This is a genomic window from Nonomuraea sp. NPDC048826 (assembly GCF_043198225.1).
Lineage (GTDB): Bacteria > Actinomycetota > Actinomycetes > Streptosporangiales > Streptosporangiaceae > Nonomuraea.
Window position 1 is genome coordinate 265442 of sequence record NZ_JBICUQ010000009.1, and the last position, 15961, is coordinate 281402.

The window sequence follows — 15961 nt, forward strand, 5'->3', positions numbered from 1 at the left end:
CGACCCACCTGGAGCCACCTGGCCCGGGACCCGGCGACCGCCCGACCCACCCACCGACCAGTACGGACAACACCCACGCGAATGCCCAACCCCACCCACCCCGAAGGACTTCCGTTGTTCGCGCTCGCATCCATCGTCTGCACCGCTCTGTCGGCCTATCTCTGGACCTCGCCCACCACAGCCACCCACCGCCTCGCCCGCCTGCTTCCTGAACCACCCTCCAGACAGGACACCCCCCACCCCGCCGATCCACCCTCACCCGAGTGGCTCACCGACGGAGCACCGACAGATCGTCGGCTTTCCCAACGCACCCTCCTCCCAGCCCTCCTAGTCGGCGTGATCGTCGGCCTGCTGGTCGGCGGCTTCCCCGGCCTCCTCGCGGCTGCGCTGGTCACCCCGATCACCGCCACGGTCCTCCACCGCAGAGACCCACCGGAGCTCGAACGCGACCGCGCCCGCATCGTCGCCGACCTGCCGTTCGCCGCGGACCTCATGTCCGCTTGCCTGCTCGCGGGCCGGCCCACCAGCGCCGCCGCCCACATCGCGGCCACGGCCATCAGCGGTCCTCTAGGCCTCCGGCTCACTTGGGTGTCCACCCAACTCAAGCTCGGCGCCGACCCGGAGCCCACCTGGAGCCACCTGGCCCGGGACCCGGCGACCGCCCAGCTCGCCCGAGCGATGATCCGAGCAGCTCAGAGCGGCGCCCCGGTGGCCGACGTACTGACCCGTCTGGCGGACGACGCCCGGGAAGCGTCGAGAGCGGAGTCGGTGGCGGCGGCCCGCAGCGTGGGCGTCAAGGCCGTGGCGCCTCTGGGCCTCTGCTTCCTCCCGGCCTTCGTCCTCCTCGGCATCATCCCCGTGATCGCCGGCCTGGCCACCACGATCGTCCTCCCCTGAAGGCAGACATCCCCGTGGGCCGAGCATCCGAGCTACCTCAACGATGTCGGCCCGACGACCCGCCCCCGGCACGCACCCTCCAACACACGCCGCGCCCTCGTACGCCCTCTGTCCACAACCCCGGCACGACCCCACCCGCTTATCCCCAGAACGGCACTCGGCCCCCTGGCCCCGAGCCCGTTCGAGCGAACCTAGGACCCGCAACGCCGGACACCCCGGCCCACCCCTCCTGGAGGCACGATGCAGAACGTCAAGGCCCTCTCCCTCCGCGCCCGCACCCGCCGTTGGTGGTCCGTCAGGCAGGCCCGCCTGACGGCAGCCGCCCGCGACAGGGGCATGTCCACCGCCGAGTACGCGGTCGGCACGATCGCGGCCTGCGCCTTCGCCGCCCTGCTCTTCAAGGTGGTGAGCAGCCCTCAGGTGCAGGAGATGCTCTCGTCCCTGATAGACCGGGCGCTCAACACCAACGGATGACCACCCGCCGGCAGTCGTCGAAAGGCTCCGTGACCGCCGAGACGGCCGCGGTGCTCCCTGCGCTCATGGTCGTCCTGGCAGCGGCGTTGTGGGCCGTCCAGGCCGTCGGAGCCCACCTCGAATGCGTGGACGCCGCCCGCGCCGCCGCTCGTGCCGCGGCCAGAGGCGAGCGTCTGGATCAGGTACGAGACCTCGCCCGTTCAGCCACTCACCCCGAAGCCAAGGTAACGGTGAACCGCACCCCCGAACTCACGACCGTGCACGTCTCCCTGGCCGTCCGCCCACCCTGGGGCCCGGCCCTGCCCGCCGTCCACGTGACCGCCTCCGCCACCGCGGCAACCGAGTCCTGACAGGCGACCTCCGATGTCACGCAAAGACCGAGGCTCGGCCACACTCTGGGGCGTCGCGCTCATGGGTCTGCTGATGGCCGCGGCCCTGGCCGTCGCCATGGTGGGCTCAGCGCGCGTCGCACGCCACCGCGTGTACGACGCCGCCGATCTCAGCGCGCTGGCCGCGGCCGAGCTGGCCCTGGTGGACCCGGAAGGCGCCTGCGCCAGAGCGGCCTCGCTGGCGAAGGAGAACGGCGTCGAGTTGTCCGGCTGCACGATCACCGGCGCGGTGGCCGACGTGCGGACGACGCTGACGATCACCCTCCCGGGCCTCGGCCCCCGCACCTTGACCGGCCGCTCCCGTGCCGGCCCCTCCGAAATGGGTCTCCGAACGCCACCATGAGTCAACGCCATGAGGTACGAGCCGATCATGAATCGCCCGCACCAGCCGCGCGGTGTCAGATCGGGGCCCGCTCGATGGGGCAGGTCATGCACCGAGCGCCGCCTCGCCCCTTGCCCAGCTCGAAGCCCTCGATCTCGATCACCTCGATGCCCCGGTCCCGCAACTGCCGGTTGGTGAACTGGTTCTTGTGATAGCCGATCACCACGCCGGGGGACAGGGCGAAGAAGTTGTTGCCCGAGTCCCACTGTTCGCGGGCCTGCTGATAGTCGTCGCCGCCCGTGGGGATCAGCTCCAGTTCGCGGATCCCCAGGGCATCCGCCACCGCGCGGGCGAAGTCGCCGTCCATGTGGACGTCGAGGGTGCCCGGCTTGTCCGCCGGACGCAGCGAGTACGTGACAGCCGTCTCCAGGAACGGCGGGTAGACCGCCGCCTTGTTCACGTCCAGGAAGGTAAACACGGTGTCCAGATGCATGTAGGTACGCCGCTTGGGGATCTCGACGGCGATCACCCGATCGACCGAGCCCCCGCCGAACAGCGACAGCGCGATGTGCTCCACGGTCCGCGGGTTGGTCCGCTCGCTCAGGCCGATCACGACGGTGCGGTTGCCGATGGGCATCATGTCGCCGCCCTCCATGGCGGCGGCTCCGTAGTCCTCCTCGTCGAACCGTGCTTCATCACCGCGTTCCGGATACCAGAACGCGAACTCCTCTCCGGCGAACATGGGGTGATAGTGGTAGATCGTGCTCTGGTTCATCGTCTCCAGACGCCTGGCGTGGTAGTACATCGGGTTGAGCGACACCCCGCCGTAGAGCCAGGCGGCCGGATCACGCTGATAGAGCGAGTTCGGCAGCGGCGGCAGCACGAAGTCGTCCGGCCGGGCCGAGGCCGCCACCAGGGAGCTGCCTTCCAGCCCGGTGATCCCGTACTCCTGCTTGGTGAGCCCGCCGATGAGGTGGGAGGCCAGCTTCTCGCCGCTCCATCCGGAGAGCGTCTCGCGGACGCCGTCCACGAGTGCCGGGCCGACGGTGAGGTGGGTGACGGCCTGTTCGACGGCGTGCTGCTTGGCCTCGAAGCTCCCGTCCAGCGCCTGCGCCAGCAGTTCCCGGTGATAGAAGACCTCGACGCCGTGCTCGCGCATGACGGCGACGAACGCGTCATGCTCCCGCTGCGCGTGCTCCACCCAGATGATGTCGTCGAAGAGCAGCCGGTCCCGGTTGGCCGGGGTGAGCCGCCGGAGGCTCAGCTCCGGACGGTGCACGATGACCTTGCGCAGCGTGCCCACTTCCGAGTGGACGCCGAGCACCTGATCGGTCATGGTTCCTTCCTCCTTGAGGAGTCAGATGGTGAGCCGGCCGGTCGCCAGGGCGATGATGCCGAGGATGGCGCCGGCGACCGTGACGGCCAGCAGGCCCAGCTCCGGCCTGGAGAAGGGACGCCTGCCCCGTTCGCGCCGGGTGATGACGAACAGGACCGTGCCGGGCGCGTAGATGATGCACGAGAGCAGGAGAAACTTGAGCCCGGCGGCGAAGAGCAGGAAGGCCGTGTAGACGGTCGCGAGCGCCGCGATCCACAGGTCGTTGCGGCGGGCCCGCTGATCGAGCTGATACGTCTCGCCGCGCACCGTGAGCATCAACGCGTACGCGGCGGCGAGCAGATAAGGGATCAGCGAGAGCGCGCTGCACAACTTCAGCGTGAACGTGAAGGCGTCCTCGGAGAAGAGAGTCACGAGCAGCACCAGCGTGATCAGGATGCTGGTCATCACCAGCGCGGTCACCGGCGTGCCGTGAACGTTCTCCCGCTTGAGGAAGGCGGGCATGTCCTCGTCCTTGGCGGCCACGTACAGGACCTCTGCCGCCATGAGCGTCCAGGCCAGATACGCCCCGAGCACGGAGATGATCAACCCGACGCTGATGAAGACCATGCCCCACCGGCCGACCACCGACTCCAGCACTCCGGCCATCGACGGCTGGCGCAGCTCGGCCAGTTCGCCCCGGGGCAGCACTCCGTACGAGAGCAGGGTCACCGACGCGAACAACGCCAGCACCCCGAGGAAGCCGAGCACGGTGGCCCGTCCCACGTCCTGGCGCCGGCGGGCGTACCTGGAGTAGACGCTGGCCCCCTCCACGCCCAAGAACACGAACACGGTCACCAGCATCGTCGCCTTGACCTGCTCGAACAGGCCACCTGTCGACTCGCCGTCGCCACCCCACAGGTTGGCGGTGAACACGTCGGCGCGCAGCGCGAAGGCGAGGATCATCACGAACAGCACGATCGGCAGCACCTTGGCGACCGTCACGATCTTGTTGATCACGGCGGCCTCTTCGACGCCCCTCGCGATCAAATAGTGGAAGGCCCACACGCAGATCACGGACACGCCCACAGCGAGAAGGGTGTTCCCCTCGCCGAGCCCCGGCACGATCGCGCCCAGCGTCGACTTGATCAGCACCCAGTACGTGACGTTGCCCACGCAGGCGCTGGCCCAGTAGCCGAAAGCGGAGAAGAACCCGGGAAACTCACCGAACCCCGCCTTGGCGTAGGCGTAGACGCCGGCGTTGAGCTCCGGTTTGCGCACCGCCAGGCGTTGGAAGACGAAGGCCAGCATCAGCATGCCCGCCCCGGCGATCAGCCAGGCGAGCACCGCCCCGTACACCCCGGTGGCCCGGGCGAAGTTGCTCGGCAGCGAGAACACCCCGGCGCCGACCATCGAGCCGACCACCATGGCGGTCAGCGTGGTCACCGAAAACTTGCGGGTGGTGGCGGTTTCCGTGGTCATCGCTGTGACCTTCGTTTCCGCCCTGTCAGCCCGGAATCGCGCGCTTCGCATCCTTTGCCGAAGCATGCCTTCGGCGGGACGGCGGCAGATCATGCGCGCGGCGGCGAGAAGCGTGGCGCGTGCGCCGTCGTTCCTGCGCGTCCTGGTCCGGGCGCCGGATCTGTCCCCTCGACCAGCGGGTCAGGGGCGCAGGAGTGTGGCCAGGAGCCGGAGCGCGCCCTGTTTGTCCAGCGGGTCGTTGCCGTTGCCGCACTTGGGCGACTGGATGCAGGAAGGGCAGCCGCGGTCGCACTCGCAGGAGTCGATGGCCTGGCGCGTGGCCGTGAGCCATTCCCTGGCACGCGCGTACCCACGTTCGGCGATGCCCGCGCCGCCCTGATGACCGTCGTAGACGAAGACCGTGAGCAGGCCGGTGTCGGCGTGCAGTTCCGTCGACACGCCGCCGATGTCCCACCGGTCGCAGGTGGCGAAGAGAGGGAGCAGGCCGATGGCGGCGTGTTCGGCGGCGTGAGCGGACCCGCCCAGGTCGAAACCCTCCTCGGCCAGCGGGGCGATCTCCGCGGCGGGCAGCGTCCACCAGACGGCACGGGTGCGGAGGGTGCGCGGCGGCAGGTCCAGCGGCTCGTCGCCGAGCATCTCGCCCGACTGCGTCCGGCGTTTCAGGTACGAGACGACCTGCCGGGTCACCTCCACCTCGCCGAAGGTCAGGGTGCCGGGCCCGAGCGGCTGGGAGCGCAGAGCGGAGAGGATCGAGATGTCCGTGATGTCCCGGGCGAACGTCGAGTAATCCGGGGTGGCTTCGGTGACCAGCGCGACGCCGGCGTCCAGGTCCAGTTCCTCCACGAGGAACGTCTCGCCCTGGTGGAGATAGACCGCGCCGGTGTGCACGGTCGTGTGGGACGACGGCTCGTCCACGCTCCCGAGCAGGCGGCCGGTCGAGGACTCGACGACGTGGATCGGGGCACCGCCGCCGCCCCGGATGTCGGCCAGGTCGGTGGCGCGCTCCCGCCGGGTCCAGTACCAACCGGCCGGGCGGTGGCGCAGCAGGCCGTCGCTGACGAGGTCGTCGAGCACGGCGCGCGCGGCCTCGCCGAACACCGGCAGGTCCTGCTCGGTCAGCGGGATCTCCGCCGCTGCGGCACACAGGTGCGGGCCCAGCACGTACGGGTTGTCGGGGTCGAGGACGATGGCCTCGACCGGCCGGCCGAACAGGGCTTCGGGATGGTGGACGATGTAGGTGTCCAGCGGGTCGTCGCGGGCGATGAACACGGCCAGCGCGTCCTGGCCCTCGCGTCCGGCCCGGCCGGCCTGCTGCCAGAGCGAGGCGCGGGTGCCCGGCCAACCGGCGATCAGCACGGCGTCCAGGCCCGACACGTCCACCCCGAGCTCCAGGGCGTTGGTGGTGGCCAGGCCCATCAGGGCACCGGAGCGCAGTGCCTTCTCCAGCAGCCTGCGGTCCTCGGCCAGATAGCCGGCCCGATACGCCGCCACCTTCTCGGGCAGCCCTTCCCACCCCTCCTCCTCGGGCAACGCCCACGACAGAGACCCCGTCGCCCCACGGGCAGGCGCTGGAGACGAGTGGTGACCGGAGCCGGCGTGCGGAGTGACCTCGCCGGAGGAAGAAACACGCCTCTCACCCTCAGACAAGGGGCGGTGGTCGGGCGAGAGATGCCCGGACCCCGCTTCTTGATCGCGAGAAGGGTGGTGTGCGGGCGTGGAGGCTTGGTCGCGCGGGTGTCCGGAGAGGGGCGAGGGATCCTGATCACGCGGGAGGTCGTGGACAGGGGAGGGGGTCTTTCCGCGTGCGGGGTCGTGCCCGGATGGGATGTCCTGGCGATGGGACGGGTCAGGAGGAGGGCCCTCGCGGTAGGACGAGTCAGGCGGAAGGCCCTGGCGATGGGACGAGTCGTTTATCGGGAGGAGGGTGTGGCTGTGAGCCGGGCCGTGGGTGGACAGGGAGAAGGCGACGTCGGCGAGTTTGGCGCGGGCCTGGAGGGCCACTGTTTCGGCGCCGCGGCGGCTGCGGACGAAGGCGAGGGTGCGGACGTCGGCCAGCACCAGATCCGCCAGCAGGTCGGCGGCCTCGGCCGTGGCCGTGCGGCGCACCGGAGCACCCTTCTCGCCTCTGAGCTCCGTCAGAGGCGGCTCCCACAGCGCGATGGTGGTCGAACCCTTGGGCGAGGCGTCCGCCGTCACCTCGTCGACGTCGAGCCCGGTCAGCCGCTTGGCGAAGACGCCGGGCTCGCTCGCCGTGGCCGAGGCCAGCAAGAAGGCCGGGGAGGACCCGTACCGCGCGCAGACGCGGCGCAGGCGGCGCAGGATCTGTGCGACGTGGGAGCCGAAGACGCCCCGGTAGCCGTGGCACTCGTCCACGACCACCAGCCGCAGCCGGCGGAAGAACATCGACCACTGGGCGTGCCGAGGCAGGATGCTCCGGTGCAGCATGTCCGGGTTGGTGAGCACGTAGTTGGCGTGCTTGCGCACCCAGGTGCGTTCCTCGAACGGGGTGTCGCCGTCGAAGCAGGCGGCTCTGACCTGGGTGATGCGCAGGTCGCGGATGCCGCGAAGCTGGTCGGCGGCCAGGGCCTTGGTCGGTGTGAGGTACAGCACGGTGCCGTTGTCGAGGCAGGCGCTGACCGCCGGGGTGAGGTACGCCAGCGACTTCCCGGAGGCCGTACCCGTGGATATGATCACGTTTCGGCCACGATAGGCCAGGTCAGCGGCCTCGTACTGGTGCTGCCACAATCCCGGGATGCCGTGGTTCGCCAAGCGCGTAACCAGGAGTTCGGGAACCCATTTGGGCCATCCCACTTGACCCGCCTGACGTGCTGGAACATGCTCCACATGGGTGACACGCTCATGACGTGCGGGAACGCCGAGCAGGTGCTGGAGGAGTGGACCTGGTCGGTGTGGGGAGGAAGCGGAGGAAGTCACTGTTTCCAGTCTGCATCCGTGGGCAAAGTCGCCGGGAATCGTGATTTCGTATAGACACAAGCCAGACGCGTGGTTGAATGCCGCGCGTCAGGGTCCGACAGTCGGGGGCACCGCTCCAGACTGCCAGGCCCGCAAGGGTACTTTCGCAGGCGAGGCGCTGGAGGATCTGTGGATCTGAAGTTGGATCACCGCACCGAAGACCGACTCACCATCGTGGAGGTCGAAGGTGAGATCGATGTCTACACGGCGCCGAGATTGCGTGAGCTCCTCATCGACCTGGTGAACAAGGGCAACTTCCACCTTCTCGTGAACATGGAGAAGGTCGACTTCCTGGACTCGACGGGTCTGGGCGTCCTGGTGGGCGGGCTCAAGCGGGTCCGCGCGCACGACGGCTCTCTCGAACTGGTCTGCACCCAGGAGCGCATCCTCAAGATCTTCCGGATCACCGGTCTGACCAAGGTCTTCGGGATCTACGCTTCGGTCGACGAGGCCAAGGAAGCTCACGGCAAAGACAAGTAGATGGCCACTGTCGAGCTGACGTTCAGCGCTCTTCCCGCACACGTGCGCACGGCGCGGCTGGTGGCCACGGCTATCGCCCGGCGTACCGGCGTGGAGGAGTCCTTGCTGGACGAGGTCCGGCTCGCTGTGGGTGAGGCGTGTTCCCGGGCGGTCGAGGCGCATCGCGCCCACTGTCCGGGCGAGCCCATCCGCATCGAGCTGAAGGACGACTCCGGGCGCTTCGAGGTCACGGTCAGCGACCAGGCGCCGAGTGATGAGATCAAGCAGGAGCAGCCCCTTGATCTGGGAATGCTCTCCGACTCGTTCATGTCCGGCTTCGGTATCGCGGTGATCGCGGGGCTGGCTGACGACGTGGAGGTGTTCCCGAGCCCGAAGGGCATGCGGATCCGCATGAGCTGGCCCGCCGCCACCAACGGCCATCTCCGCTGACGACCCTGATCCGGCTGTCGGCAACCGATCGCCGAAGCCTGATCTCGCCGACAACCTGATCGCCGGAAACCCGACGGCTGAACACTCCGCCGTCGGCAACCGGCCGATCGGCGATCCTGTCGGCTGGTGATCCTGCCGTAGGCAGTATGTCCGTCGGCGGTCTTCGCGGTGGGCCGGTCCTCGGGTTGGGCCGGTCCTCGGGTTGGGCCGGTCCTCGGGTTGGGCCGGTCTGCGGGGTTGGGCCGGTCCCCAGGTTGGGGTGGGCTGCAGGGTTGGGCCGGTCCTCGGGTTGGGGTGGGCTGCAGGGTTGGGCTGGGCTGCGGGATGAAGCTCGCACGGGGCTGGGCAGACCGAGCATCTCCGATCACGGTGCGGCTCGGCCGGAGCTGAGAGGGCAGGCCCTGGTGCGGCCCAGACGGGGCTGAGGGCCCCGGTCATAGTGCGGCCCGGACGAAGCTGAGGGGCCGGTAATTGGGACGGCTCGAACAGGAGCTGAGCGGGCAGGTCGTAGTGCCCCGGACGCGGCTGATCTGGTTGAGGCGCTGAGGGCCAACCAGTGTGGCCTGAACACGGCGGAGCTCCGACGGGTCCCGATCAGTGGCGCGGTCTCGATGGGCTGGGCATGCTGAGGATTTTGGGGATCCCGGCCGATGCGGCTCGGACGAGATTGGGCTCGACGCGGCGTCGAGGGGGCGGCTCCTGCAGCCGCCCGGACGGGGCTGATTCGGGTGAGGGGACTGAGGGCCACCGGCGCGGCCCGGGACAGGGCAGAGCTCTGACGGGTCCCGATCAGTGGCGCGGCCTCGATGGGCTGGGCATGCTGAGGACCTTGGAATCCGGGCAGCGCGGCTCGCACGAGGCGGGGCTCGATGCGGCGCTGAGGGGGCCGGTCATGGTGCCGTCCGGACGGGGCTGACTTGGTGAGGGGTTGAGGGGCGACCAGCGTGGCTTGCGACAGGGCGGAGTTCCGATGGGGCCTGATCAGTGAGGGTCGAACGGATGAGGGCTCGAACAGGGTGTGAGCTGGGCGTTGGTCGGACTGGACTGGGCGCGGGCGGCCTTCTGGCGGGGGCGCTCGGGGTGGGGCTGCCAGGGGGACGTCACCGGCCGAAGGCGGGGGTCGCGGGCAGGGGTTTGAACGCTGGATAAGGGGCGCCCTGACCGGAAGGGTCAGGACACTCCCTACGGTGTCATCGTCGCGACAGCGGGTCCCCGTCGAAGGCCTCGGTGAGGGAGACGACCCTGCCGCCGCGGGCGGTGATCTCGGCGGCTCGCAGGGTGAGGGTGTCGAGGTCGTCGCGGGCGTGGATGAATCGGCCGGCGAGGGCGTCGAGGCGCCCGTGGGCGATGGCGAGGACGCCGTCGACGGCCTGTTCCATGGACGTCCACGAGTCGTCCCTGGCGCCGGGGAGGTCGCCGAGGTCGCTGGTCAGGTCGGTGCGGACGCGGCCGGGGCTGTAGTCGAACGCGAGCACTCCCGTACCGGCGAGTCCCGCAGACAGGGACGCGGTGAGTTTGCCCAGCGCGGCCTTGGACACGCCGTAGGCCGTCTGGGTGGGCAGCGTCCAGACCCCGAGCAGGCTGTTGACGTTGACGATCCGGCCGCTGCCGCGGGCGAGCATGCCGGGCGCCACGGCGCGGATGTACAGCATGGGGCCGAGGACGTTCGTGGTGATGGTGCCCCACCATGCTTCGGGGTCGGCCTCCCAGAGCGTGGTCTCGCGGGGCTCGGCCGCGCCCGCGTTGTTGACCAGCAGATCGATGGGGCCGAGGACGCGTTCGGCGGTCTCGACGACGGTGGTCACAGCCTGCTGGTCGGTGACGTCGCCGGGCAGGGCCAGCACGTCGTCGCCGCCCAGTTCGGCCGCGAGCGCGTCGAGCGCCTCCGCCGATCTGGCCGTGGCCGCGACCCGCATGCCCGCCTGGTGGAGTCGTACGGCCAGCGCTCTGCCGATGCCCCGGCTCGCGCCCGTGACCAGGGCCACCGATCCCCGTGATCCGCTCATCTCTTGCCTCCCCACGGGTTCCGTACCCGCGCCGACCTGGTGCGACGCCATACGGGGACGGGGGCCGTACAAGATCACCGCGAGAACTGGGGGACAGTATTTCGGTCAGACCTTTTCTTCTGTCAGTCATGACCGTAAACAGGGGGAAATATCATCTGTCAATTCGCAAACCACCCCGCTGTCAGCGACTTACTGACCAGGCGCGCAATTGCCCGCCTCCAGAGCCTTCATATCTGCGTATCCCCTGCGTAGACTCCCGGCACCGGCCAAGGTGATCCGGCGAAATCGCGGATTCAACCGGAAGCGGCACCCACAACCCGGATGGTGCCGCACCGCCCGCCTACATTGCAGCACCACCGGGCAGGACGACCGGTCTTGCCGAGGAGAACGATGTCTAGGCACATGCTGGCACTGGAGCCAGCGTCCAATCTGACCCTAAGCGGTAACAATCTCACCATCGTGATCGTGGTCGCCGCGGTCGCACTCATCGCGCTGGCCGTCGCCGGCGGCCTGGTGCGTGAGGTGCTCGCCGCAGATCAGGGCACGGAGCGCATGCAGAACATCGCCCGTGCCGTTCAGGAAGGGGCCGCGGCGTACCTGACGCGGCAGTTCCGCACCCTGGCGATCTTCGTCGTGATCATTCCCTTCCTGTTGCTCCTCCTACCGGGCGAAACCGACGTACGGGTCGGACGCTCGATCTTCTTCGTCGTCGGCGCGGTGTTCTCCGCGCTGACCGGATTCATGGGCATGTGGCTCGCCGTGCGCGGCAACGTCCGCGTCGCCGCCGCCGCCCGGGAGACGGGCGAGAAGTACGCCATGCGCATCGCCTTCCGCACGGGCGGCGTCGCCGGCATGTTCACCGTCGGCCTGGGCCTGCTGGGCGCGGCGGTGGTCGTGTTCATCTACCAGGGCAACGCACCCGGCGTGCTGGAGGGCTTCGGCTTCGGCGCCGCCCTGCTCGCCATGTTCATGCGAGTCGGCGGCGGCATCTTCACCAAGGCCGCCGACGTCGGCGCCGACCTGGTCGGCAAGGTCGAGCAGGGCATCCCTGAGGACGACCCGCGCAACGCCGCCACCATCGCCGACAACGTCGGCGACAACGTGGGCGACTGCGCCGGCATGGCGGCCGACCTGTTCGAGTCGTACGCGGTCATGCTGGTCGCGAGCCTCATCCTGGGCCGGGTGGCCTTCGGTGAGCAGGGTCTGATCTTCCCGCTCATCGTCCCGATGATCGGCGTGCTGACCGCGATCATCGGCATCTTCGTCACCCGCCTGCGTGACAAGGACCGCAACGGCATGGCGGCCATCAACCGCAGCTTCTTCATCTCGGCCGGGATCTCCGCGGTCCTGGTCGCGGCGGCCGCCCTGTGGTACCTCCCCAGCAGCTTCGACGGCCTGACCGGCGCGTCCGTGCAGTCCGACGCCGACCCGCGGGTCATCGCCATCGGCGCGGTGCTCATCGGCCTGGTCCTGGCCAGCGCCATCCAGCTGCTCACCGGCTACTTCACCGAGACGAACCGGCGCCCGGTCCGCGAGATCGGCGAGAGCTCCCGTACCGGCCCCGCGACCGTCATCCTGGCCGGCATCAGCGTCGGCCTGGAGTCGGCGGTCTACTCGGCGCTGATCATCGGCGCGGCGGTGTACGGGGCGTTCCTGCTCGGCTTCGGCAACGTGACCGTGGCGCTGTTCGCGGTCGCCCTGGCCGGCACCGGCCTGCTGACCACCGTCGGCGTCATCGTCTCGATGGACACCTTCGGCCCCGTCTCCGACAACGCCCAGGGCATCGCCGAGATGTCCGGCGACGTCGAGGGCGAGGGCGCCCGCGTGCTGACCAGCCTGGACGCCGTCGGCAACACCACCAAGGCCATCACCAAGGGCATCGCCATCGCGACGGCCGTGCTGGCCGCAACGGCGCTGTTCGGCGCGTTCCGCACCGCGGTGGAGAGCGAGCTGCCGTCCGGCAGCGTGTTCAGCCTCGGCATCGACGCGCCGAACGTGCTGGTCGGTCTGATCATCGGCGCGGCCGTGGTGTTCCTGTTCTCCGGGCTGGCCATCATGGCGGTCGGCCGGGCGGCGATGCGGGTGGTCTTCGAGGTACGCGAGCAGTTCCGCAGCAAGCCGGGCATCATGGATGGCACCGAGCAGCCCGAGTACGGGCGCGTGGTCGACATCTGCACCCGCGACTCGCTGCGCGAGCTGGCCACGCCGGGTCTGCTGGCGGTCATGACGCCGATCGCGGTGGGCTTCGCGCTCGGGTACGCGCCGCTGGGCGCGTTCCTGGCGGGCGCCATCGCCGCCGGCACGCTGATGGCCGTCTTCCTGTCCAACTCCGGCGGCGCCTGGGACAACGCCAAGAAGCTGGTCGAGGACGGCCACCACGGCGGCAAGGGCTCCGAGGCGCACGCGGCCACGGTCATCGGCGACACCGTCGGCGACCCGTTCAAGGACACCGCGGGTCCGGCCATCAACCCGCTGATCAAGGTGATGAACCTGGTCGCGCTGCTGGTGGCGCCGGCCGTGGTGCTCTGGGCCGACAACACCGCGCTGCGGATCATCGTCACGGTGGTGGCGGTGGGCGTGGTCGTCGCGGCGATCATCGTCTCCAAGCGCCGTTCGGTGACCACCGAGCCGGCCAACGACAACGACCGCGACAAGGAACCCGTCGCGTCCTGACACCGTTCCACCCCGACGCCCGCCTCTCAAGACCGAGGGGCGGGCGTCGCCATGTGGGGGCTCACTTCGGGTGAGTGGGGCGCGAGGGAAAGGGGCTCGCTCCGGGGTGGCAGGGTGCGGCGGCGAAGGAGGGCGGGCGTCGCCATGCGGGGGCTCGCTCCGGGGTTAGTAGGGCGCGACGGAAAGGGGCTCGCACCGGGGTGGCAGGGTGCGGCGGCGAAGGGGGCCGGGCGTCGCCATGCGGGGGCTCGCTCCGGGGTTAGTAGGGCGCGACGGAAAGGGGCTCGCTCCGGGGTGGCAGGGTGCGGCGGCGAAGGGGGGCGGGCGTCGCCATGCGGGGGCTCGCTCCGGGGTTAGTAGGGCGCGACGCGAGGGCAAAGGGGCCAGGCGTCGCTGTGCGGGCATGTTTTCGCGCGCGGGGGGAACGGGGCGGACGTCACCTTGGAGGAGATCGCGTGTCACGCGAGGTGCTCCGGGCGCGGCGTCCCGTGCGGGGGGTGCCCCCCGGAGGTGGTCAGGACTCCGCGGCGGCGAAGAAGGCGGGGTCGGTGTGCGGGGCGTGTTTCCGGGAAGGCGGGCCAGGGTGACGGGGCGTGGTTGCGGGCGTGGCGGAAAGGGCGGGCGTGTTCGGTGAGGGTGGTAGGCGGGGTGTCGTGGTGCGGTGGGAAACTGAGCGGATGGACGACAAGCCGCCCAGCGGCGGGAAGACCCTTGCCTTCATCCTGCTCGCTATGCTGGCCATCATGGCGGTGATCGTGGCGCTGGCCGTCTGGGCGTCGAGAGGATGACCGAGTTGCGCACGCTGATCCTGCTCCGCCATGCCAAGGCGGCGACCCCGACGCTGGCGATGTCCGACGAGGACCGTCCGCTGACCGAGCGCGGTGAGCGGGATGCCGAGCGAGCGGGTGAGGAGCTGCGGATCCTGGGGCTGGAGCCCGAGGTGGTGCTCTGTTCGCCGGCCCGGCGCACCCGCCGCACCGCCGAGCTGGCCTTTCCCGGCGTGCCGACCCGGTACGAGCCGGAGATCTACCTGGCCTACCCTGAGGGGCTGCTGGAGCGGCTGCGCCGGCAGGATCCCGACCTCCACACGCTGGCGCTGTGCGGCCACAACCCGGCCGTGCACGAGCTGGCGACGATGCTGACGGGCGGCGACCACGGGTTCAGGCCGGGCACGTTCGCGGTGATCAGGTGTGCGGTGCCGTGGCCCGAGCTGTCGTCGGGCGAGGGCGAGTTGATCAAACGCTGGGACCCGAAGCTCGACTGACGAGCAGGGCGTCCTCGGCGTCGGCCGCCTCCACCTCGTCGCGCGAGATCCCGAGGAGATAGAGGATCGAGTCGAGGTAGGGCGTGTTGACCGCCGTGTCGGCCGCCTGGCGCACGACGGGCTTGGCGTTGAACGCGATGCCGAGCCCGGCCGCGGCGATCATGTCGAGGTCGTTGGCCCCGTCGCCGATGGCCACGGTCTGGCTGATCGGCAGACCGGCCTCGCGGGCGAACCGCTCCAGCGCGCGTGCCTTGCCGGGCCGGTCGACGATCTCGCCGACGAGCCGGCCGGTCAGTCTGCCGTCGACGACCTCCAGCACGTTGGCCGCCGAGTAGTCGATGCCCAGTTCGTCGACGAGCCCGTCGGTGATCTGGGTGAAGCCGCCGCTGACGATGGCGAAGCGGTAGTCGAGCCGTTTGAGCGTGCGTACGAGCGTGCGGGCGCCGGGGGTGAGCACGACCTCCTCGCGCACCTGCTCGAACACCTCGGCGGGCAGCCCTTCGAGCAGGGCGACGCGGCGGCGCAGCGACTCGGCGAAGTCGAGCTCGCCGCGCATGGCCTCCTCGGTGACCCTGGCCACCTCTTCGAGGCAGCCGGCGTGCTTGGCCAGCAGCTCGATGACCTCACCCTGGATGAGGGTGGAGTCGACGTCCATCACGATCAGCCGCTTGGCCCGCCGGGACAGGCCGGTGCGCTGCACGGCCACGTCGACCTGCTGGGCGGCGGCCTCGGCGGCGAGCTGGACACGCAGCTCGTCGGGGTTGGCGCCGGAGACCGACAGCTCGATGCAGGTGACCGGCCACTGGGCGAGCCGCTCGATGCGGTCGATGTTGGCGCCGGCGGCGGCGATGCGGCCGGCGATGCCCGCGATGGCGGCGGGCTGGAGGGTGGCGCCGAGCACGCTGACCGACAGGCGGCCGCGGCGGCGGTGCTCCTTGGCCAGGGATCCGGTGGACAGCTCCACCTCCATGCCCAGGTCCTCGGCGGTCCGCTCGACGGCGGTCCACATGGCGCCGAGGGTGCTGCCGGTGCCGGTGGACGGCCCTCCGGCGTAGGCGACCAGGACGCCGAGCGTGAGCCGGCCGCGGATGACGACCTGCTCGATGTCGGCGACGGTCACGGGAAAGCCCGACAGGACGGTGAACAGGCGCGAGGTCACGCCTGGCCGGTCTGGGCCGGTGAATGTGATCAGGAGGGTGCGCTGGTCCACATTCAGCCACGGTACTGCGCCCGCTCGGATGCCCGCGCCGCAGGTCCGCA

Annotated in this window: 14 protein-coding genes; 9 read left to right on the forward strand and 5 right to left on the reverse strand. The window is 70.1% G+C overall.

Annotated elements, in window-relative coordinates:
• The first annotated feature begins 336 nt into the window (after positions 1 to 336).
• The 4 genes from ACGFI7_RS31850 to ACGFI7_RS31865 all read left to right on the forward strand — a co-directional run bounded on the left by ACGFI7_RS31850 (position 337) and on the right by ACGFI7_RS31865 (position 2103).
• Complete coding sequence (locus tag ACGFI7_RS31850; protein ID WP_393411045.1) at positions 337 to 897, forward strand: type II secretion system F family protein; 561 nt, start codon at positions 337 to 339, stop codon at positions 895 to 897.
• A gap of 240 nt (positions 898 to 1137) precedes the next feature.
• Positions 1138 to 1371 (forward strand): DUF4244 domain-containing protein, encoded by a 234-nt coding sequence (locus ACGFI7_RS31855; protein ID WP_393411047.1) that lies wholly within the window; start codon positions 1138 to 1140, stop codon positions 1369 to 1371.
• Positions 1368 to 1721 (forward strand): TadE family type IV pilus minor pilin, encoded by a 354-nt coding sequence (locus ACGFI7_RS31860; RefSeq protein WP_393411049.1) that lies wholly within the window; start codon positions 1368 to 1370, stop codon positions 1719 to 1721. The genes ACGFI7_RS31855 and ACGFI7_RS31860 overlap by 4 nt, the downstream gene beginning before the upstream one ends.
• Before the next feature lie 13 nt (positions 1722 to 1734).
• Complete coding sequence (locus ACGFI7_RS31865; RefSeq protein WP_393411051.1) at positions 1735 to 2103, forward strand: Rv3654c family TadE-like protein; 369 nt, start codon at positions 1735 to 1737, stop codon at positions 2101 to 2103.
• A 55-nt stretch (positions 2104 to 2158) separates the two neighbouring features.
• Here the strand turns inward: ACGFI7_RS31865 and ACGFI7_RS31870 are convergent, their stop codons facing one another.
• The 3 genes from ACGFI7_RS31870 to ACGFI7_RS31880 form a co-directional block, all read right to left on the reverse strand.
• On the reverse strand, positions 2159 to 3418 hold the full coding sequence (locus ACGFI7_RS31870) for an arginine deiminase (protein WP_393411053.1): 1260 nt from the start codon (positions 3416 to 3418) through the stop codon (positions 2159 to 2161).
• Positions 3419 to 3439: 21 nt separating this feature from the next.
• The gene (locus tag ACGFI7_RS31875) at positions 3440 to 4876 is read right to left on the reverse strand and encodes a basic amino acid/polyamine antiporter (RefSeq protein ID WP_393411055.1); all 1437 of its coding nucleotides are present in this window, start codon (positions 4874 to 4876) and stop codon (positions 3440 to 3442) included.
• A 180-nt stretch (positions 4877 to 5056) separates the two neighbouring features.
• Positions 5057 to 7570, reverse strand: a complete 2514-nt coding sequence (locus ACGFI7_RS31880) for a DEAD/DEAH box helicase (RefSeq protein ID WP_393411057.1) — start codon at positions 7568 to 7570, stop codon at positions 5057 to 5059.
• 408 nt (positions 7571 to 7978) lie between these two features.
• Here ACGFI7_RS31880 and ACGFI7_RS31885 point away from each other — a divergent pair, with 408 nt between their 5' ends.
• Both ACGFI7_RS31885 and ACGFI7_RS31890 read left to right on the forward strand, forming a co-directional pair.
• Positions 7979 to 8329 (forward strand): STAS domain-containing protein, encoded by a 351-nt coding sequence (locus ACGFI7_RS31885; RefSeq protein ID WP_043629845.1) that lies wholly within the window; start codon positions 7979 to 7981, stop codon positions 8327 to 8329.
• Positions 8330 to 8758, forward strand: coding sequence for an ATP-binding protein (locus ACGFI7_RS31890; protein ID WP_148036304.1), 429 nt, complete (start codon positions 8330 to 8332; stop codon positions 8756 to 8758).
• A 1190-nt stretch (positions 8759 to 9948) separates the two neighbouring features.
• Here ACGFI7_RS31890 and ACGFI7_RS31895 read toward each other — a convergent pair.
• Positions 9949 to 10764: an SDR family NAD(P)-dependent oxidoreductase gene (locus ACGFI7_RS31895; RefSeq protein ID WP_393411059.1), complete on the reverse strand. Its 816-nt coding sequence runs from the start codon at positions 10762 to 10764 to the stop codon at positions 9949 to 9951.
• A 390-nt stretch (positions 10765 to 11154) separates the two neighbouring features.
• Here ACGFI7_RS31895 and ACGFI7_RS31900 point away from each other — a divergent pair, with 390 nt between their 5' ends.
• From ACGFI7_RS31900 to ACGFI7_RS31910, 3 genes are all read left to right on the forward strand, one after another.
• The gene (locus ACGFI7_RS31900) at positions 11155 to 13437 is read left to right on the forward strand and encodes a sodium-translocating pyrophosphatase (RefSeq protein ID WP_393411060.1); all 2283 of its coding nucleotides are present in this window, start codon (positions 11155 to 11157) and stop codon (positions 13435 to 13437) included.
• 656 nt (positions 13438 to 14093) lie between these two features.
• The gene (locus tag ACGFI7_RS31905; RefSeq protein WP_393411062.1) at positions 14094 to 14225 is read left to right on the forward strand and encodes a hypothetical protein; all 132 of its coding nucleotides are present in this window, start codon (positions 14094 to 14096) and stop codon (positions 14223 to 14225) included.
• Positions 14222 to 14701: a SixA phosphatase family protein gene (locus ACGFI7_RS31910; RefSeq protein ID WP_393411064.1), complete on the forward strand. Its 480-nt coding sequence runs from the start codon at positions 14222 to 14224 to the stop codon at positions 14699 to 14701. The genes ACGFI7_RS31905 and ACGFI7_RS31910 overlap by 4 nt, the downstream gene beginning before the upstream one ends.
• Here ACGFI7_RS31910 and serB read toward each other — a convergent pair.
• A complete protein-coding gene (serB, locus tag ACGFI7_RS31915; RefSeq protein WP_393411066.1) occupies positions 14673 to 15911 on the reverse strand; it encodes a phosphoserine phosphatase SerB in 1239 nt (412 codons plus the stop codon). The two genes, ACGFI7_RS31910 and serB, sit on opposite strands and share 29 nt — an antisense overlap.
• Positions 15912 to 15961 lie beyond the last annotated feature (50 nt).